19 protein-coding genes and 2 tRNA genes are annotated in these 20,504 nt (G+C 41.5%); 9 read left to right on the forward strand and 12 right to left on the reverse strand.

All coding sequences use genetic code 11. The features are described 5' to 3' along the window. Positions 1 to 25: 25 nt before the first annotated feature. Positions 26 to 97 (reverse strand) — tRNA-Met (locus tag H6550_08780). A 107-nt stretch (positions 98 to 204) separates the two neighbouring features. Between H6550_08780 and era the strand changes: the two genes are divergently transcribed. From era to H6550_08800, 4 genes are all read left to right on the forward strand, one after another. After that, on the forward strand, positions 205 to 1,107 hold the full coding sequence (gene era / locus H6550_08785) for a GTPase Era (GenBank protein MCB9046222.1): 903 nt from the start codon (positions 205 to 207) through the stop codon (positions 1,105 to 1,107). Beyond that, complete coding sequence (locus H6550_08790; GenBank protein ID MCB9046223.1) at positions 1,091 to 1,996, forward strand: 1-aminocyclopropane-1-carboxylate deaminase/D-cysteine desulfhydrase; 906 nt, start codon at positions 1,091 to 1,093, stop codon at positions 1,994 to 1,996. The genes era and H6550_08790 overlap by 17 nt, the downstream gene beginning before the upstream one ends. A gap of 92 nt (positions 1,997 to 2,088) precedes the next feature. Beyond that, positions 2,089 to 2,754: a VTT domain-containing protein gene (locus H6550_08795; GenBank protein ID MCB9046224.1), complete on the forward strand. Its 666-nt coding sequence runs from the start codon at positions 2,089 to 2,091 to the stop codon at positions 2,752 to 2,754. Next, positions 2,755 to 3,981: an MFS transporter gene (locus H6550_08800; protein ID MCB9046225.1), complete on the forward strand. Its 1,227-nt coding sequence runs from the start codon at positions 2,755 to 2,757 to the stop codon at positions 3,979 to 3,981. A gap of 12 nt (positions 3,982 to 3,993) precedes the next feature. Here H6550_08800 and mqnE read toward each other — a convergent pair whose 3' ends face one another. The 4 genes from mqnE to H6550_08820 all read right to left on the reverse strand — a co-directional run bounded on the left by mqnE (position 3,994) and on the right by H6550_08820 (position 9,766). Continuing rightward, positions 3,994 to 5,139: an aminofutalosine synthase MqnE gene (mqnE, locus tag H6550_08805; protein MCB9046226.1), complete on the reverse strand. Its 1,146-nt coding sequence runs from the start codon at positions 5,137 to 5,139 to the stop codon at positions 3,994 to 3,996. Next, the gene (locus H6550_08810) at positions 5,139 to 6,521 is read right to left on the reverse strand and encodes a T9SS type A sorting domain-containing protein (protein MCB9046227.1); all 1,383 of its coding nucleotides are present in this window, start codon (positions 6,519 to 6,521) and stop codon (positions 5,139 to 5,141) included. The genes mqnE and H6550_08810 overlap by 1 nt, the downstream gene beginning before the upstream one ends. Before the next feature lie 60 nt (positions 6,522 to 6,581). Beyond that, the gene (locus tag H6550_08815) at positions 6,582 to 7,190 is read right to left on the reverse strand and encodes a bifunctional nuclease family protein (protein MCB9046228.1); all 609 of its coding nucleotides are present in this window, start codon (positions 7,188 to 7,190) and stop codon (positions 6,582 to 6,584) included. 68 nt (positions 7,191 to 7,258) lie between these two features. Beyond that, on the reverse strand, positions 7,259 to 9,766 hold the full coding sequence (locus H6550_08820) for a DNA gyrase/topoisomerase IV subunit A (GenBank protein ID MCB9046229.1): 2,508 nt from the start codon (positions 9,764 to 9,766) through the stop codon (positions 7,259 to 7,261). A gap of 194 nt (positions 9,767 to 9,960) precedes the next feature. Here H6550_08820 and H6550_08825 point away from each other — a divergent pair, with 194 nt between their 5' ends. Beyond that, complete coding sequence (locus tag H6550_08825) at positions 9,961 to 10,566, forward strand: hypothetical protein (protein MCB9046230.1); 606 nt, start codon at positions 9,961 to 9,963, stop codon at positions 10,564 to 10,566. Between the two features lie 71 nt (positions 10,567 to 10,637). Here the strand turns inward: H6550_08825 and H6550_08830 are convergent, their stop codons facing one another. The 7 genes from H6550_08830 to H6550_08860 are packed head-to-tail and all read right to left on the reverse strand — an operon-like array spanning position 10,638 to position 16,993. Further along, complete coding sequence (locus H6550_08830; protein MCB9046231.1) at positions 10,638 to 11,060, reverse strand: hypothetical protein; 423 nt, start codon at positions 11,058 to 11,060, stop codon at positions 10,638 to 10,640. A 47-nt stretch (positions 11,061 to 11,107) separates the two neighbouring features. After that, the gene (locus tag H6550_08835) at positions 11,108 to 11,638 is read right to left on the reverse strand and encodes a hypothetical protein (GenBank protein MCB9046232.1); all 531 of its coding nucleotides are present in this window, start codon (positions 11,636 to 11,638) and stop codon (positions 11,108 to 11,110) included. Continuing rightward, entirely contained in the window at positions 11,639 to 13,654 is a 2,016-nt protein-coding gene (locus H6550_08840) for a TonB-dependent receptor (protein MCB9046233.1), read from the reverse strand. A 44-nt stretch (positions 13,655 to 13,698) separates the two neighbouring features. Then, a complete protein-coding gene (locus tag H6550_08845; protein MCB9046234.1) occupies positions 13,699 to 14,217 on the reverse strand; it encodes a hypothetical protein in 519 nt (172 codons plus the stop codon). Between the two features lie 14 nt (positions 14,218 to 14,231). Continuing rightward, positions 14,232 to 14,852, reverse strand: coding sequence for a hypothetical protein (locus H6550_08850; protein MCB9046235.1), 621 nt, complete (start codon positions 14,850 to 14,852; stop codon positions 14,232 to 14,234). 9 nt (positions 14,853 to 14,861) lie between these two features. Beyond that, entirely contained in the window at positions 14,862 to 15,644 is a 783-nt protein-coding gene (locus H6550_08855) for a (Fe-S)-binding protein (GenBank protein MCB9046236.1), read from the reverse strand. Positions 15,645 to 15,667: 23 nt separating this feature from the next. Beyond that, the gene (locus H6550_08860; GenBank protein ID MCB9046237.1) at positions 15,668 to 16,993 is read right to left on the reverse strand and encodes a (Fe-S)-binding protein; all 1,326 of its coding nucleotides are present in this window, start codon (positions 16,991 to 16,993) and stop codon (positions 15,668 to 15,670) included. 118 nt (positions 16,994 to 17,111) lie between these two features. On the opposite strand from H6550_08860, the gene H6550_08865 reads away from it, so the two are divergent. The 4 genes from H6550_08865 to H6550_08880 all read left to right on the forward strand — a co-directional run bounded on the left by H6550_08865 (position 17,112) and on the right by H6550_08880 (position 20,491). Further along, positions 17,112 to 18,017, forward strand: coding sequence for a hypothetical protein (locus H6550_08865; protein MCB9046238.1), 906 nt, complete (start codon positions 17,112 to 17,114; stop codon positions 18,015 to 18,017). A gap of 46 nt (positions 18,018 to 18,063) precedes the next feature. Beyond that, a tRNA-Arg gene (locus H6550_08870) sits at positions 18,064 to 18,137 on the forward strand. Positions 18,138 to 18,416: 279 nt separating this feature from the next. Next, entirely contained in the window at positions 18,417 to 20,126 is a 1,710-nt protein-coding gene (locus H6550_08875; protein MCB9046239.1) for a tetratricopeptide repeat protein, read from the forward strand. Positions 20,127 to 20,311: 185 nt separating this feature from the next. After that, positions 20,312 to 20,491: a hypothetical protein gene (locus tag H6550_08880; GenBank protein MCB9046240.1), complete on the forward strand. Its 180-nt coding sequence runs from the start codon at positions 20,312 to 20,314 to the stop codon at positions 20,489 to 20,491. The last annotated feature ends 13 nt before the right edge of the window (positions 20,492 to 20,504 follow it).

Below are 20,504 nucleotides of genomic sequence, written 5' to 3' on the forward strand. Positions count from 1 at the left end.
CCCTTTAGGAGGCGTAATATTGTTGTAGCGAGGACAGGGATCGAACCTGTGACCTTCGGGTTATGAGCCCGACGAGCTACCGCTGCTCTACCTCGCGCTGTGAGGGTGCAAAGATACGGTACATGTTGACAATAAACAAACAATAGTTTCTTTATTTTACGAAATTCATGTTATTGGTTATTATCGTATTACTTTTACACTTGTATGAGCGGAGCGTTGAACGACCATTTTAAGGCAGGATTTGTGAACATTTTTGGAGCCCCTAATGCAGGTAAGTCAACTTTGCTGAATGCGTTATTGGGGGAGCAACTTGTTATCACATCTCCTAAAGTGCAAACAACAAGACACCGGATATTGGGTATACTGAATGATGAAAAATACCAGGTGGTTTTTTCAGATACGCCAGGTATTATCATTGAACCTAAATATAAGCTGCATCAGAAGATGATGCTACAGCTGAAGTCTGCATTAGAAGATGCTGATGTAGCTATTTTGATGCATGACATTACAGAACCTGTAGAGAACTTTGAGGCAATAGTCAGTACACTGAACCTTAAGGTGCCGGTAATATTACTGCTTAATAAAACCGATCTACTGAAAGATAAGGACGATGTGAAAAAACACGTCAAAATATTTTCTGACAAATATCCTGACTGGAAGATACAGCCGGTATCAGCAGTAACTAAAGCCAATATCTCAAAAATATTACCACTAGTTTTAAGCCACCTGCCTGAAGGATTTCCTTTTTATCCTGACGATAACATGTCGGACAGGCCAATGCGCTTTTTTGCCAGCGAACTGATCAGGCAACAGATATATGAACTGTATCATGAAGAGATACCCTATCATACAGCTGTAATCATTGATACTTACGAAGAAAAAACGAACCTGACTGTTATTAAAGCGACTATTATAGTCAGCCGTGAAACACAAAAAGTGATTGTCATCGGCAAAAAAGGTAGCCAGATAAAGCAACTTGGTATAAACTCACGAAAAGCAATAGAAGAATTTATACAAAGGAAAGTTCATCTCGAGCTATTTGTAAAAGTGCGCCCTAAGTGGCGCGATAATGAAAATTACCTGAAAGAGTATGGCTATAACTCCTGATAGACAGCCGTTCATACAGCCGATAAACGCAGCTTGGTATGAAAATAAGGTTACAGGTGTTGATATGCTTAGGCTGGACGTCATTCATAAACATGTATCAGGTAATAAGTGGTTTAAGCTGAAATACAATATTGAACATTGCATTCTGGAGGGCATAGATACTGTTCTTACCTTTGGAGGCGCGTATTCCAATCACCTTGCTGCCACAGCAGCAATGGCAAACTTTAATGGGATCAGATCTATAGGCGTAATAAAAGGTAAATATGCTGAACATAGTCTTACCTCAACTTTACAGTTCTGCACAGATAACGGAATGTATCTTCATTTTGTCACAAACGAAACTTATAGCAAGAAAAACGACCCCGACTTTCTAAAAGAATTATCAGATATGTTTGCTACACCTCTTATAATACCAGAAGGTGGGGCTAACGAAATGGGAATTATAGGTGCAGGCGAAATAGCTGATCTTATTCCGGCAGATTATACACATATTGCGGTGTCTGTTGGTACCGGCAGTACATTATCGGGTATTGTAAACAATACAGGTAATGAATTATGGACAATTGGGTACGCTCCTATGAAAGGCGGAAGCTATCTGGGTAAAGAAGTATCCAGGTTGATACGCCCTGAAAAAAGAGATGCCTATCGGATATATGACGACTGGCATTTTGGAGGGTTTGGTCGATATACTGATGAGCTGACAATGTTTATGAATAATTTTTATGGACAGAACGGAATACCATTAGATATGGTCTACACCGCTAAAATGATGTTTGGCCTCAAAGAGCAAATACTAAGAGGCGATTATCCTGATGAGGTACGGATATTATGCATACATACCGGTGGGCTGCAGGGAAATCAGAGTATTGCAGATAAATTGATCTTTTGAACAGGTAATCGCACTATTTTTATGATTTAGTTGATTTATATAGGTACTGTTATTGCTAATATTTGTCTATTTTCACCCGCTAATAGATATACATGCAGGAGTTCATAACGTTTTTTAAAGAATTAATGGATGCCGAAAAACTGGCGGCATTAGTAACCCTATATGGTGGTTTGTACCTGGTTGCCTTTATCATTTTTGCCGAAACAGGACTTTTTGTCGGTTTTTTTCTGCCGGGTGACTCTCTGTTATTTGTCACTGGATTAATGATCGCCAACTCGCATAGTCCATTTGAGAACGATTTCGCTAATCTTTCATATTGGATCATTTTGATAACGGTAGCAGGTATTATAGGTAACCTTGTAGGGTATTGGTTTGGGAAAAAGACAGGACCCTTACTTTTTGAGAAGCGTGATACCTTGCTTTTTAAACAGAAGCACCTTCATCAGGCAAAAGATTTTTATGATAAGCGAGGTGGTGCTGCTATAATTCTGGCTCGTTTTCTACCCATCGTTCGCACCTTTGCTCCAATAGTGGCAGGCGTGGTGAAAATGGAAAGGAAAACATTTGTGGTTTATAATATTTTGGGTTGTGTGGCATGGGTAACAAGTATGATACTTGCCGGCTACTTCTTAGGCGAGAACGACTGGGTGAAACACAATTTCGAAAAGATAGTTATCGGATTGATCGTAGTAACTACCGCTCCGGTAATACTTAAAATGTTCTTCCATAAAAAGAGTCCTGAAGCCAGTAACTCATAAATGAATACAACCCGGCAAATATCCATATTCAGTATTCCTGTATTAGTAGCAGCCCTCGGCTATTTTGTAGATATATACGACCTGTTGTTATTCGGTATCATCCGTATTGAAAGTTTGCAAGACCTTGGTTTAAACAGTGAGCAAATAGCTCAGAAGGGGTTGTTGCTGCAACAGTGGCAAATGGGGGGGCTGCTCATTGGTGGTATCATATGGGGTATTATGGGCGATAAGCGTGGACGGTTGAGTGTATTGTTTGGTTCTATTGTTCTGTATTCTTTAGCAAACATTGCTAACGGCTTTGTACATAATGTTGACCAATATATGGCTGCAAGGTTTATTGCAGGTATTGGTTTGGCAGGAGAGCTGGGTGCTGGCATTACATTAGTCAGCGAGCTGATACCCAAAGAGAAAAGAGGATTGGCTACTTCTCTTGTAGCAGGTGTAGGGCTATTGGGTGCAGTAGCCGCTTACTTTATTAAGCAGCAGTTTGACTGGCGCACCTGTTATTTCATTGGTGGAGGTTTGGGAGTTATCCTGTTACTGATGCGAGTCTCCGTATTTGAGTCGGGCATGTATAAGAATATGGCGCAGGTGAAAAATGTAAAAAGGGGTAGTTTCCTTATGTTTTTTACCAATGGTACACGTTTCAAAAAATACTTACTCAGTATACTTATTGGTATGCCTACATGGTATGTTGTAGGGATACTTATCATCTTCTCAAAAGAGTTTGGTAAACAGTTTGGGATACAAGAACCGATTGACCCGGGCAGGGGAGTAATGTTTGCTTATGTTGCAATATCCATCGGTGATGTCTTGATCGGTGTGTTGAGCCAGTATTTACAAAGCCGAAAGAAAGCGCTCTATGTGTTTTACGGAATAACGTTACTTGGTATTATATTATTCTTTACACAAAACGGGGGCAGTGCGTCGTACATGTACTTTATATGTGCATTACTGGGTTTCGGTACCGGTTTTTGGGCCATATTCGTTACGATGGGGGCTGAACAGTTTGGTACAAACCTACGTGCGACAGCAGCAACTACTATACCTAACATGGTACGTGGTGCGCTGGTAGGTATAGGTTTACTGTTTACAACACTACAAAGCAGCTTCAGCTATGTCAGTTCAGGTATAATTACCGGAGTAGTAGTAATGGCTATCAGTATTGTGGCGGTAGCTATGATAGATGAAACCTTTGGTAAAGACCTGAATTTCTACGAAGAATAAATAACAGTAGCTTTATGCTACTGTTTCATATACTTTCAGTTCGTTATATACAGTATCCCGTTCAACAGGTATTTTACCCACGGAGATTATCATGTCACATAAGTCTTCAGTACTCATAGACGGGCTTTGTTCTTCAGATCCTGCCATTGAATATATTTTGGTAGTATCATCAATTGTTCCATCCAGATCATTAACGCCAAAGGACAAGGTCATCTGCGCAGATTGACGTCCCAACATAGGCCAGTATGCTTTCAGGTTACGGAAATTATCCATGAATATCCTGGCTATGGCGTATAGTCGCATGTCCTCTATCAACGAGACTTCGGGTATATGAGACATGTCATTGTCTTTGTTCCTGAACTTAAGTGGTATAAAACAATTGAATCCTCCTGTTTCGTCCTGCAGATTGCGTAACTGGCTCATATGGTCTACGCGGTTCCTGTAGCTTTCTATATGCCCGTACAGCATAGTTGCATTGGTATGTATGCCCAGTTGGTGAGCAGTTTTATGTATTTCCAGCCATCCCGCACCGTCTACCTTGTCAGCGCATATTTCTTTTCTTACCGTATCGTCAAATATTTCAGCACCACCGCCCGGCAAAGATTGTAAGCCCGCATCTTTCAGCTTCTGCATACCTTCTTTTACAGATAGCTTGGCTTTTCTGAACATATAATCAAGTTCTACAGCTGTAAAACCTTTAATGTGCAGGTCGGGACGCATTCCTCTTATTTTGCTGATTACTTCGCAAAAGAACTCAAGGTTCATTTTTGGGTGCACTCCGCCTACTATATGTACTTCAGTTACCGGTTGTCCGTCATATTTACGCACCATGTCCAGCATTTCTTCAATGCTTAGTTCCCAACCTTCGTCACGATGTTTGTATTGTCTTGAATAAGAACAGAAGTTGCAAGTAAATACACAAACGTTTGTTGGCTCAATATGGAAATTTCGGTTGAAATAGACCTTGTTGCCATGTAGTTGCTGAGTTACATAATTTGCAAGGGAGCCTAAATAACCGGGCTCTCCTTTTTCAAAAAGCAGAACGCCCTCCTGTTCGGTAAGGCGTTCTTTATGAATTACTTTGTCTGCAATGTCTTTTAATTCTATACTTAATCCTGATAGGTTCACTATCTCGTCTACACTGATACTATGTGCCATTATTTTACTACTACTTTTCTGAAAATTGTCCCTTCGTCAAAATGTAACTGAACTATATATATGCCCTCAGGAACTCCTGTTATATCAATACCATAATTTAATTGTTGCTGATCTGTAACAGGGATTTCTTTTACCTGTTGTCCAACATTGTTAACAATAGCGATATTGTTCAGTTTGTTGTACTTGTCATAGAAAAATACATTGAACTTACCTGTTGATGGGTTAGGGCCAACTTCAACTTTATTGTTGTATTCCATAGGAGATACGTCTGTAGGCCACGATGCCAGCTCCGGATGTTGGGACAGAGAATGTACCTGTCCGTTTGGATCGTCAAGCTCAAACCTCATTCTCTGTACTTGCCCTATGCTGAACATTTTTGTACAAACATCACTGGAGTAATCCATATAATTCATATACATTTCACCATTAGGATCAGATGCCTGTGTACAGTTGGCCTTAATTCCAATAGGACAGCTGCTGTTTGATTCTTCCTGCAAAGGTGTATCTGTTATGCCATCATCATCATTGCAATTTTTCACACCAGCTGGTGTGCTTTTGCCCCATATATGCCATATGTTAAAAAAGTGTCCAAGCTCGTGAGTCAGCGTACGTCCTTTTTCTGTAGAAGGGCTGTAAAAGTTCTGTGATAATAGCGTCTTTCTACCAAAAGCCAGGTAGTGAACCACAATACCGGCAAGCGCTGGATCTCCATAAGTAGTCTGTGCATATACACTGTTGAACGCATATCCTAACACCTGCCCACCACTTGTGGGAGGGTTAATGCTGGTAATCCAGACATTAAGGTACTTAGTATAGTCCCATGGGTCAGAACCACCTAATACCGAGCGTTTTACGGTATGATCATAGACATTATAACCTGTAAAAGATGTATTCTGCATGCTATACACTACTCCAAGTTTAGCTTTGCCCTGCGCATCCCTTCTTGCTAATTGAAAGTGTATGTTGGCATTGCCTACTAACGACTTGAACCCTGCAGGAACAGCAGCGACATCGTTATTTGTCATTGTGTAGTCTTCATTCATCGCCAACAATTGGGAGTTTATGCGATCTAACAGACCAGGAGTATCCAAAATCTGGCCAAATTGGGCCTTGTTTAGAACTACGTGAAAAACGACGGGAATAAGAATGGCCGGATAAGATGCAGTTGATTTACTTTCAGCGCTGGAAGCTTCCTCTGCCATCGCTTTGTTTTCTGCATCATATTGTTTGTAATAATTTTCAAAATATGTTTTCAGATACGCGTCGTTATTAATTTCCTGCTGGATAATTTCGTTGCCGCATATTCTGTTAGCTTGTGCTGCCACATTTGCTCCATACGCCACCATACTGCCTGCAAGGGCAACCACAAATAATTTCTTCATTTTCTTCTTTTAATAATGTATAAAATTAATGAGTTTTTAAATATCAATCGGTGACTGTCGTCAGTTTTTCTTTCGTTTGTTGATCTCATCTCGTATTGGAATAGCTCTAACATAGTCTTCCTGTTCCAATACCTGTTGCAAGAGAACCTTCAACTCATCAACTGTCAAGGCTGAGAGTTCCTTGTTTTGTGATACGTCGGGCGACGAGCCACTGCTTTCTTCAGGTTTATTTTGTTTATCCGCATTCCCTGATTCAGAAGGGTCAAGATAAAGGCCTGCTGTATCTAAGATATTTTCATATGTAAATATGCGGCAACCAGTGCGGACTGCAAGGGCAAGTGCATCTGAAGTACGAGAGTCTATTTCAACTACTTCATCATTGTGATGGCAAAGAAGTTTTGCGTAAAAAATGCCTTCTTCCAGTTTGTAGATTACTACTTCTTTCAGTTCAATTTCAAAAGTCGCCATAAGGTTGGCAAAAAGGTCATGTGTCAAAGGTCGGCTGGGCTGCATCCGTTCCAGGGCTACTGCTATTGCCTGTGCTTCAAAACCGCCTATAACAATCGGTAAGCGCCTAAGTCCGTTTAACTCACCTAAAACTACTGCGTATGAATGTGTCTGGGTAATACTATGAGATAGCGCGACAATTTCCAGTTCTGTTTTTTTCATCAGTCTCTATTCTGCTTACTTCAGGTATAATCCGTGAAGATAGTTATTTTTCTTTTATATAATGAGGGCTAAAAAAGTGTATGTGTTTCGTCTTCTGATTCTCCAGTCGTTTCTAATGATATTTCTTTTAATGTGTTGTCCCCGATCTTACTGCCAACAGTACGCCAGCCGGTAATGTCTACAAGGTCACTGAATTCGATGGTTTCTTCTGTCAAATCGGACTTTTTCTTTCCGGTTTTGAATATGAGGACCGGGTCTTGAATGGTAGTGACAAATTCAAGATAGTTACCTTCTCCTTCTTTTATAAACAAATAGCGATTCTTAAGTTGGGTCGATTCTATTTTGAACCGTTTACCATAGAAGTTGCCGGACTTTTTATCGAAGTATATGGCACTGACAATTCTTTCCGGGTTGAACAATTCTATTCTCACCACATCATCCGGTTCATAACGATTGGTTAGTTCAAAGTCAGTTAGCTCATAGGTACCATCTTTATAAAATACTATTATTTTATCCTCTGCTACAAAGCTGCCCAGCAACATGCCATTGCCGTCTCTGTTTAGCCTGCCTAGTGTATCATCGTACCACATTTTCTGGCCCGAAAGGGTAGAGCGACCTTTCTCTTTCAGTTTGATACTTCGTATTGGGTATTTGGTCACCTGGTTGCCCTGTGCACCGCGGCTTTTTATTTCCAGTGTCTCAAAGTAATAGTCAAATACTTTGTTTCTGGCTTTACTGCCCGGCGATAGTGTAATGGTGATTATCTCTGCTTCTCCATCAGGGTTAGCACTGAAATAATGCACTTTACTATTAGGGTTGCCTTTTGTCAGATTGTATTCCTTGTCTCGGGTGATTGCTGTAACATTGAATCTCTTACCATAAGAAACGCCTGTTTTACCATCAACATATATCATGTTATACGTGGTCCTGTCATCATTCTTTTGCCAAATATCCAGGTGAATAATGTCCTTGCCCACAAAGGTCTTATCGGCAACCTTGGTCACAACCATAGTTCCGTCTTTCTTGAAAACAATAATGTTATCAAGGTCGGAACAGTCAAACGCGAACTCGTCCTTTTTTAGTCCTGTACCTATAAAACCTTCTTTCTTGTTAACATATAGCTTAGTGTTGGCTATAGCTACTACAGTGGCTTGTATGGTTTCAAAAGGTCGTATCTCCGTTTTGCGCTCCCGTCCTTTACCGTATTTTTTCAGAAGACCATCATAATAGGTAATGGCATAGTCGTTCAGGTGTTCAATATTGTATTTTACTTCTTCAATATTTGCTTCGACACCTTTGATGTGTTCGTCTGCTTTAAAGGAGTCGAACCTGGATATTCTTTTGATCTTTATTTCCGTCAGCCTGATTATATCATCCTGGGTAACTTCCCTGCGCAGTTTCTTCTTGAATGGCTTCAGTCCTTTGTCTATTGCCGCAAGCACGCCCTCCCATGTTGTCTCTTCCTCTATGTCCCTGTATATGCGATTCTCAATGAATATTTTTTCAAGGGAAGAGTAATGCCAGTCATTTTCAAGTTCACCAAGTTTTATCTGCAATTCTTTCAGCAGGAGCTCTTTGGTGTGATCTACTGAGTATTTCAACAAGCGGGTTACACCAATAAAGTGTGGTTTGTCATCAATGATAACACATGCATTGGGAGAGATGGATATCTCGCAATCTGTAAATGCATATAATGCATCAATAGCCTGTCCAGAGTCTACACCGGGCGCCAGTTGTACTACCAGTTCTACATCTTTGGCAGTATTATCTACAACACTTTTTATCTTGATCTTACCATTGTCATTTGCCTTGAGTATGCTATCTACCAGTTGCCCCGTAGTTATACCATACGGCACATCCTTGATGAGCAAGGTCTTTTTGTCTTCTGCTTCTATTCTTGCACGTACCCTTACTTTACCACCACGTTCGCCATCATTGTAATTGCTTACATCGATCATGCCTCCTGTAGCGAAATCAGGGTATAGCTCAAACTTCCTGCCTTTCAAGTATTTTATTGACGACTCTATTAGCTCACAGAAGTTGTGTGGTAATATTTTTGTAGAGAGTCCAACTGCGATACCTTCTGCCCCCTGTGCCAATAGCAAGGGGAATTTCATGGGTAAGGCTACCGGTTCATTTTTCCTGCCGTCATAACTCAGTTGCCATTCCGTTGTCTTACCATTAAAAGCAACATCAAGGGCAAATTTTGATAAACGGCCTTCAATATACCTGGCTGCTGCTGCGCTGTCTCCTGTACGAACGTCTCCCCAGTTTCCCTGGGTGTCAATCAGCAGGTCTTTTTGACCAATGTTTATGATCGCATCTCCGATAGAAGCATCACCATGCGGGTGGTATTGCATGGTCTGTCCAATTACATTGGCAATTTTGTTATACCTGCCATCGTCCATTTCTTTCATCGCATGAAGGATACGGCGCTGAACGGGTTTGAGACCGTCATTCACTCCCGGTACAGCACGTTCCAGTATTACATAGCTTGCATAATCCAGGAACCAGCTTTCATACATGTCACTCAGTAGCACTGAGTTATGTTCTGAATGATTATTTTGATCTGACATTTATTCTTCTTACAAAGTTGTTTTTTGCTTCATATGACGGGATATTCTTTTGAAGGCGGCTAAAATTAATCAATTTATATCACGCCCCGTAATTACAGCTCGTCGAATTATTCAATAATTATTAACCTCGTATCTATTACTTGCTCTTTTATCTATGTCGGATTTGTTGTTTCTTTATATCTAAATTATCTATTATGAATAAAATTTATTTGTCGGCACTGCTTTTGATAAATCTATTGGCCGGAACTGTAAGCTCAGCCCAAAAGATCAAATTACTCAGCGGTAAACTAGATATGCTGAAAGGTGTTGAAAGCATCAATGTGGATTTTGATTACAGCAAAATGGGTGTGGGGAAATTTGCTACCGAAGCAGAATACATAAAAACAAAAAAAGCAGACTATAATAAGAAGGAGGAGGGCAAAGGTGATGAATGGGAAAAAGCCTGGGTGGCTGATAGGAAAAATCGATTTCAACCTAAGTTTGAGGAGTTATTCAATGAGCACAGTGGTATGACCTGTGGTGATATACCTGAAGCGAAATACACCCTGATATTCAAAACCAAGTACACTGAACCCGGATACAATGTATATGTAAGCCGTAAAAATGCAAGGGTCGATGGAGAGGCAGTTATAGTCGAAACAGCTAACCCGGGAAAAATATTAGCACGCATGTCGGTACTTAATTGCCAGGGCCGGACTTTTGGTGGTAATGATTATGACAGTGGTACGCGTTTGCAAGAGTCATATGCTGTAGCAGGTAAAGGTTTAGGCAAGTTTTTTAAAGGAAAGTTGAAGAAATAAACTTGTAACGATTTAATAACAAAAGCGGCAACATTAGGTTGCCGCTTTTACTGTTTAATATATTATTTCTATTAATTTACAGTTATCACCAGGCTTGCTTTGTTGATAAGCCCGTCACGGTTCACAACGGTAAATGTGTATTTTTCATTACCGGCTTTATCCATAGTTGTACCTGCATAGTCATACGAGTATGAATTAGCCTCATCACCACTCAGGTCTTTTGTGAAAACAGTATTGTCAGCACCACCGTCGGTTGACTTGGTAATGGTAAACTTGGTCAGTACGTCTTTGTCTTCAGATTTAGCAGCTTTAATTCCAATTTTGAAGTCTGTACTGGTTGCCATATTAGCATCCTTCGAAGTGTAGCCATTGTCAGTTATAAAGGATATTTGCGGTAATAAACCTTCATCTTCATCTTTTTTACATGAACTCAGGCTCAAGGTGAATGCAGCAAAAAGTGTGAGCAACATAGTTGCCTTAACGAAATATTTCATTTTTCTCGATTTAGTTGTTTAACAATAAAAAAATAGCGGAGGGAATGTTAAACATTTCGAGGTGGTCGACCTATTACCTGCATATGCCCAACCGACAGAACAGAGGTTCCGGTAATCCGGTAGGGACCGTTAGAAATATTTGTAAACAGAAGTCTTGTCAGTTCAGTTGGGATATAAAGTACAGGTTGCCAGTTCACCAACCTTTTTGCAGTTTTTCCTGCACCATCTTTTTTGATGTCAGATGCGAGGTCCTTATTTATGTCCGTTTCATGATCATCAGCCAACACTTTACATATAGCTTTGTCTCCCGTTAGTTCAACTGAAACAATATCATACATCCTGTCATTTAATCTCAGTTCTTTCCCGTCATCTCTTAAGGATTTTGTGTATGTGTCATTTGATAGTGTAAGTGTTACATACTCCTCATCTTCTACTGACAGGATAAGTGCAGCTTGTTTTTCCTTATTCAGGCTAACTCTCCACGTATAGGTTAACGGATATAGTAAATGCGCGGCAAATACAAATAAGAGTATAAGCCTTACTGAAATATGCGTACGTATGGTAGCAGATTGGCGCATTTACTGTACATACAGGTTAGTCGTGACTGAAAAAATAATATTTATTCCCTGGTTTAGCAAGCCGTAATACCTGATACGGGATAAATGGCTGGCATACGCATTGTTCAGCAAGTTTTTACACGACAAGCTCAAATTGAACGTTCTGTGAAAAATATCAGCATTCGCTGATGAATAGAAATTGACAAGTGTATAGGCCGGGGTAGCCAGTTCAAACATTGCAGGCGTGTTTTGTGCGAAATAATATTCTATAGCCGGTTCTATCCGGATGTTAGTGATAGCTCCTTTTGTAACGGGGGTAAATACCAATGACAAGGCGTTTTTATAGGCAGGTATAAAGGGTAAATTTCCTCCCAAGTCCAGAACCCCGCTTGTTATAGCAAGGTTTTCTTTCAATTCAATGCTTTTGGCAACCAGGTATGAAGCCATAAACTCCCCGCCGTATATAGCTGCGTTTTGTTGCTTGTACCGGAATATCTGGAATCCGACAAATGAATCGGCTGTGGGAGCAAGGTATATGTAGTTAAAGAACCTGTTATAATATCCTGCAATGCCTGCCTGCCAACGATTGTGTTTTATTTCCAGCGATACATCGTTATTGATGTTTTGTTCTCTTTTCAGGTTGGGGTTGCCTATCTCATACCTGTAAGAGCCTTCGTGCAGGCCATTGGATGATAGTTCTGCAAGGTTGCCCATACGGAAACCACTGGATATATTGTATTTTATGTTTGTATGACTGTTGGGGTTATAGCTAAACCCTGCTAGTCCGTTTGCTATCGGGCGACTGACAGTGAACGGTTGTATTTCTCCACTTGAGTTTACCCTGCCCGTACTATACGTGCTGATACTTTTATAGCTCATTCCTGCACCGGTCTCTATGTTTATTTTATAAAATTTAAAACGTAAGAAACCAGATACGCTTCCCTCAAGCAGGTCAGCATCCGGCACTAGTATCCGTTTACCCAGGTTGGTATTGTGCTCGTAGGTGAATTGGTGGTTGGCAACGAATAAAACCTTTTCGTTGAGCTGTTTCTCCCATTTGATGTTTTCAAGCAGTGATAAAAGGTGCATATTCAGGCTGATGCTCCCGCCTCCTTCGTCTTCCATTCGTTTGTTACTTTGTACACCTACATTCACTTTCAGTTTAGATGCGCTCAATCTGATTGTGTTTTGCGAACTGAATGTATTCAGCATCACTACGTGGTGTGGTCCGGGCATGTCGCGCGACCATCGGCTGTCTTTATCAAAGAACAGGTTCAGCTGATCTATGATGAACCCATACTTGTTGTAAGAAAAATTATAGCTGTTCTCTTGTTGCCAGTTGATTTTTGTGAACCCGCCTCCTGCTTTTACATAATAACCTGTATTGCGGGAGTTGAGAACACGGGTATTATTGCCATCTGCATAATCGGCATGATTTTCATACCCTCCTCTCAGTCGCCACCAGGTATTCCTGTTTCTGTGCGAATAGCCAATATCTGTCAGGGTTCCCCGCGAATTAGAGTATAGTCTTGTGGTAATATCAAAGAGGTCACCCTGCTTTTTAGGCTTCTCTTCAATAATATTGACAACACCACCCAATGCATCGCTCCCATATAATATAGACGCCGGACCACGGATCAGCTCAACACTACTAATGCCTATTTGTGATAATCCCAGTCCGTGCTCATCCTGCCATTGCTGGTTGTCAAACCTTAACCCTGACAGTAGTACCAGTATCCTGTTGCCATATAGTCCGCGTATTACAGGTTTACTTATAGCGTTACCTGTTGTCATTTGCCCAACACCAGGCAGGTTGGATAATGCATCTGATAAGTTGGAAGGAGATTTCTGTTCTAACAGCGCCCTGCTGTATGCCTTTAAATTAAGAGAGGTAGCCTTTGGACTTGAGTTGTGAATGCCGGATATAATCACCTCATTCAGCAATGTATCGCTTACATGTATCTCAGGAATGATTTTTTGCGCATATGTAATGTTTGCGGCAAACATACATGGTACCGCAAGCATGGCTATTCTCATACCTGTAAATATACGGTAAGGGTAATTAGTATGGTAATAATGTCCTATTCTGCAGCGTGGGATAGATTTAGCCTTCCAGCTAACCAGCTTTTTTCAAGAGGAACTAACCACTTGGTCATTAGCTCTGCTTTTGTAAGAACCACATTGCTGAATAGTGGCGTGTCATGCTTGATATATCCTTTATCTAGGGCATACTGCACTTGGTTCATGGGTAGCATTTCAGCTTTACCATTCACAAGAAAGGTCAGCATCATCCTGTCGAACATGTTTACTTCATACTGGCGCTCGATACTTTTGACTATGCGCACCGACGAATCTGTACTGCAGCCGCTTACCTGCGAGCTGCTTTCGTCTGCCATGAATATGATGAATTGCCCGAATACAAGTTTAGCCCATCCTTTTACAGGGTCGCCATGGCTCTGCCACTGGGTGTAGAATTGCTCTAACTGCTCGTTTATTTCAGCCTGCTCACGCTCTATAAATGCCCTGCTGCTCTGGTAGACCCATACCCTGGAATCGTCTGAAAAATCAGCAGGAATGATGTTTTGTAATTCCTGTAACATGATGTAAAGTTACGTTAGAAACCCTTTACAGATACTTCTTTATTATCAACTTTATCCATATGGGTATCCAGCCAGCGTTTCAGTTCGTTTGACATCTTGCGGTAATTACGAGAGGGTGGGGTAACGCTGAACCGGGAACCTGTAAAGTGACTATTGACAAGTATTTTCTTGTCATCTGCAATGAATACCATTACTTCCCTGTGTTCTTTGTTGGGATTGTTATGCAGGTTGCGGCTGATGATCATAAACACCTCTGGCGCTTCATCATGACGGGTAAAGGCGAGGTTGTTAGTAGTGAAAAAACGTTTCAGCATTTCCATATTCTTGTCTGGCGAATACTTTGTAGGAATGCTGTCAAATTTCAATATGCGATAATACTGGTAGAATACTAATACTATCAATAGCAGAACAGCGCTATACATCACCCAGCTTACGTACTGATTATGGTTCTTTACGCCCATAGCCAGCAGGAAGCCGCCACGCAGGAGTAACACCCATACCACAGCACTTATAGATGCAGGTGTCAGCGTTTTCTTATTTAAAGGGTACCTTTTCTTCTGCTTAATGAAAGTAATATCATTCAGCAGACTGTTTTCCCAGTCGGGTTTACTACCGGAAGTATTTATGGATTTCATTATCGAGTCTTACTCAGCCAGCGATTGAGCTACCATTTCGGCAATATCCATTACCTGTATGTCGTCTTCTTTTTCTTTGTTCTTCAGGCCGTCGCCGAGCATTGTTGTACAGAATGGACAGTTAGCTGCAATAATGTTCGCTCCGGTATCAATGGCCTCTTCAGCACGTTCAAAGTTGATACGTGTTGTACCTTTTTCCTCTTCTTTGAACATTTGCGCACCGCCAGCACCGCAACATAACCCATTGGTACGGCAGCGTTTCATTTCTACCAGTTCTACGTCCAGTGCCTGCAATACTTCGCGTGGTGCTTCGTATATATTATTTCCACGTCCCAGGTAGCAACTGTCGTGGTAGGTTATTTTTTTGCCTTTAAAACTACCGCCTTCCTTCAGGCGTACACGGCCGTCATTGATCAGGCCTTGCAGGAAGGTGGTATGATGTATCACCTCGTATGTTCCGCCCAGGGCTGGATATTCATTTTTGAAAACATTAAAACAGTGCGGACAGGCTGTAACTATCTTCTTGATGCCATACCCGTTGAGTGTTTGTATATTATTATAGGCCATCATCTGGAACAGGAACTCATTTCCTGCACGCCTGGCGGGGTCGCCTGTACACATTTCTTCTTTCCCTAGTATAGCAAACTTTACACCGACCTTATCCAGTATCTGTGCAAAAGCTTTGGTTATTTTCTGAGCTCTCTGGTCAAAGCTGCCTGCACATCCTACCCAAAACAATACTTCAGGCATTTCTCCATTCGCAGCATATTCAGCCATTGATTTTATCATAATCTTTTTTCTTTCTAAGGTTAATATTACGCCTGCATCATTTCTTCTGCCCATTTATCCCTGTCGTCAGGGCTGAACTTCCATGGGGCCATATTGGTCTCCACATTATTGAACATAAGGTTCCACTCTTCAGGGCTGTTGCTTTCTTCCATGATCAGGTACCTGCGCAACTGCATAATGATATTCAACGGGTCAATTGTTACAGGGCAGGCTTCAACACATGCCTGGCAGGTAGTACAGGCCCTCAGTTCTTCTACCGATATGTAGTCATGAACCAATGTCTTTCCGTCATCCTGAAACTCTTTATTCTTATTGATATTAGCGCCCACTTCTTCCAGCCTGTCGCGGGTGTCCATCATTATCTTACGCGGTGAAAGTGTTTTACCTGTCTGGTTGGCGGGGCACATAGCTGTACAACGTCCGCACTCAGTACAGGCATATGCATCCATCAGGTTCTTCCAACTCAGGTCCATTACGTCTTTTGCACCGAACCTTTGTGGTTCAGCAGGTGCAGCGTCTGTTGGTGCTTTGTCAGGCTCCATCATGTACAGCACTTCCTTCTGTATCTCCGGCATATTCTGTGCTTCACCCTGGTTTTTCAGGCGCATATAATATGCATTAGGGAAAGCTACTATAATATGGAAGTGCTTGGAATATGGGAGGTAATTCATGAAAGCCAGTACGCCGATAATATGCAGCCACCAGCCACCTCGTTCAATTCCCATAAGTGTTCCGTCAGATAGTCCCGAGAACAGTCCTGTAAACATACCCGTTATCCAGAACGTATCGGTAGCGGTGTAGTGCTCCACACCACGGCTTTGCAGTACAAGGTCTGCCGTATTCATAGATAGGAATAACGTCATAAGCACGATCTCTGTTATCAGTATCAGGTTAGCATCATTTTCAGGCCATCCTTTCAGCTCTGATTGCACAAGGCGGGGTACTTTTATGATGTTCCTGCGGAACAGGAATATAGCACAGCCTAACAATACCAGTACTGCCAGTATCTCGAAACAACCTATTAAAACTGAATATAAGCTGCCCAGCAGGGGAGCGAACAAACGGTGGTGACCTGTGACACCATCAAGGATTATCTCCAGTATTTCCGCATTAATGATGATGAAGCCTGCATATACAAACAGGTGGAGCATAGCCGGGATCGGCCTTTTGAACATCTTTTTCTGGCCCAGTGCCAGTAATGTCATGTTCTTCCATCTTTGGCCGGGATTATCGGTCAGGTCTTCTTTCCTGCCCAACAATATGTTTCGCCTTATCTCACCTACCTTTTTTGCGAAAAGGTATATGGATACGCCTGAGATCAATATAAAAAGTATCTGTTGTACAAGCTGCATGCGCAATGTATTTACAAGGTTCGAAATTAGCAGCTTTTGTGCTAAAAACATAGTTTAACACTTGCTGTTATACTGTTTCGTGTAAATTGTTTAGGTTTGGAGTAAATGTTTACTGTCAATGTTCAATAAAATATGGACACCTCTATTGTTGGTGGTATTATTTAGCTTTAGTATCAAGTCGTATGCCCAGAACGACTGGACACAAATTCAGCAGATCGAGGACTCTATGCTGGTGACTGCTGATTCTATGTACCATGCCTTTATTCCTGATGACAGGGCAAAGTACACAGAACGGTTTGTAAAGCAACTTGTACAGGCATTGAAAATATCCAATTCGTGGGAATACGAATTTCCGAAGCTGCAAAATGAGATAAACATAATATACCCCGAAGACAAGTCTTTCAGGATATTTAACTGGGGCATAGCTCCGACTGAAGTAACCCGCAGATATTATGGTGCAGTACAATTACCGCAATCTGACCTGAAACTATTTCCGCTTTTTGACTATTCAGACAAAATAAAAAAATGTGAAGAAGATACAGTACTAACTCAGGGCAAGTGGCTTGGAGGTATCATATATAAGATAATGTCCAACAAAGTGGATGGAGAAACTGTCTACACGCTTTTCACACTTAATGCATCAAGTGCTATCAGCAATAAGAAGATGTTAGACCCGTTGATCTTAACAGAAAAGGGGGTGACATTCGGGGCGCCCATATTTGATATTCCTTCTTCCTGTAACCCTGAGAAGCCAAGTAACAGGTTTATTCTGGAATACAAAAAGGAAGTTCAGGCATCTATGAACTGGGATACAGATTTCAACGCTATATTCTTTGACAGGTTGGTATCGCAGGTAAATGACCCAAACAGGAAATATACATTTGTGCCCAGCGGCCAATATGACGGGTTGAAATGGAAAGGTGAAAAATGGGTATATGTTGAGAACCTTATACCGATAGATGTAATGAAAGACGGTGAAGCACCAACTCCAAATCCTAAGTTCAAACAAGAAAAGGGTAAATAAATACTAAACCTAACTTCATTTTGCCTAAATTTGCGCCTTCTGAAATGGTCCGGTAGCTCAGCTGGATAGAGCAACTGCCTTCTAAGCAGTAGGCCATTGGTTCGAATCCAATCCGGATCACATAAAAGCAAAAGCCTCTGATCACCAGGGGCTTTGTTATTTCTGTTATTTTATAAGGTTGTAAATAACCTGTTCACCAATCATATTTGGCGCAGTACAGTTGTAACTTATATCGTGGTTGTTGATATGTAACATACAATATGCCTGACGTTGTTCCCAAAACAGCACCCGCTATGTCAGGTTCAAATGCAGTACGAAGGACATTACTGTTTTTTATCGTCTAAAAATAATATGTGTAATGAACTCAAATGCACTTCCTCTCGTATATTCGCATACTGTATGCGGTATTTCTTTTCTTGTTTATTATTGTTGATAATTGGTATTAACGGCATATCTGCTCAGCCGGACTCCCTGTTGCATACAACATATGCAAAACGATACGATTACGTTGTTACGCTCGAAAAAACCGTTACACGCGATGTTGACAATGATGAGCAACGTGCAGAGCTATTAGACAGCCTGCAAAAGATAGCAGACTACGTGAAGAGCAAGGGGGATGATGCTTTTTACTACCAATTATCATTATTGCCCATTACTTCCTTAAGCTATATGAGGAAGGCAGGTAGAGTAATGGAGGTAAGTAAACAGATAAGCAAAGCTGAAAAAGAAGGATATATTTTTGAAGCTACAGATGCCAGGGCACAGCTGGCAAATTATTTCTGGAGGACGGACAAGCGGGAAAAAGGTATAGAAATAGGGCTGAATGCATATGAAGTATATAAAAATTTCTCAGTAGAAGAATTTCCTGCACGTACACCCATACAAAGCAAGTTAGCTGTATGGTATTACAACTTTGCCGATCTGGGACGTGCCAAAGAATTACTGCTGGAACTACTGTCTGCTGCCAATAATGAAGTAACGGAAGCAATGCTTGACCCGATAGCCACCTTAGCACTTTGTTACCGTGAACAGAAGCAATATGACTCCGCACTGATATACTTCACACAAGTGTACGATTACAGCAGAAGCTCAGGCAATGCCAGGAAAGAGGCCCTGGCCGTAGGCAATATCGGTAGCCTGTATTATCAAACCGGTAAATATAATGAAGCTATACGGTGGTCTCAACGGGAACTGGCCTTATGGAAAGAGATCAACAATAATACCACACTGCCCAGTGTAACTGCTTATATCTACATAGCAGATGCATCTTTCACCAAAGGAGATATAGCAACTGCACGTACATATATAGACAGTGCGGATAAGCTGATGAGGAAAGTAAGGAGGAGTTTCAACAACCTTAAGAAGTTCTATGCGGTAAAGGCAAATATTTTAGCCGCCTCCGGCCAGGATACTAAGGCGCTGCTGTACAAAGACTCTGTAATGTTGATGATGGACAGCCTGTATGCACAAAGGGATAAAGAGCAGATGCTGAATGCGGAACAACGTGTGGAACAGGCCAAACATGAAAAAGAAGTAGAATACCTGGAAACATTACGTAAGAACAGCGTCTGGCTGCGCAACTTTGCCATCGTTATGATATTGATGCTGGCCATCATCAGCCTGCTACTCATCAACCGCAGCAGGCTCAGGCACAGGCAAAAAGAGCTGAAGGCCATGAGCGACAGAGACAAAGCCGAGAACAAACTGCTGCACTTCACCCGCCAGATGCAGGATAAGAACCGACAGATAGACAACCTGAGAGAGGAATTGCAACACGCGTCTGACGAGCAGGATACTGTAGCTAAGAATGAGGCCATAGCCCGCCTGCAACAATCCACTATTCTTACCGACGACCAATGGGACGAATTCAGGGTCGTATTTGAAGAGGTACACTCCGGATTTATAGGCAAACTGAAAACGCAATTCCCCGCACTGACTCCTGCGGAGCTGCGCTACCTGACACTACTGAAGCTGGACCTCAACAACAGGGAGATGGCCAATATGCTGGGTGTGAGCGATGGCACTGTGCGCAATTATAAAAGCCGCCTGCGCCGCAAGTATAACCTGGCCGATGAGGACGACCTGGAAGAAATGCTGAAAAATATCTAAGCTTTCCGCACAGCATTCATATACATCAATAGCTGTATTTATTTATTTCCGCAATATGCAACGTGTTGACAATCAACACTGATACGTTTTTGATACGCCCCTGATACACATTTGACACGCGGCTGATACGCTTTTCAGACGCGGAAAATTTGTATTCGCCCTCCTCCTGCTATCACCTTTGTTCCATGACCAGGATCGCACAAAATAAACTTTTCCGAATTGATCGGTTTGCCATCGCAATAATGCTTTGTGTAGTGGTTGCCATAGGGATGATATTGGGTATATGGTGGTATTACGATCAGCAGATAGACCTGATGAAAAAAGACCTGAGCAAACCACATACCTCAATTAGTACAGAACAATAAAACAGATATAGAT

The organism is Chitinophagales bacterium (assembly GCA_020636495.1).
In the GTDB taxonomy this organism is placed as follows: Bacteria; Bacteroidota; Bacteroidia; order Chitinophagales; family Chitinophagaceae; genus UBA5543.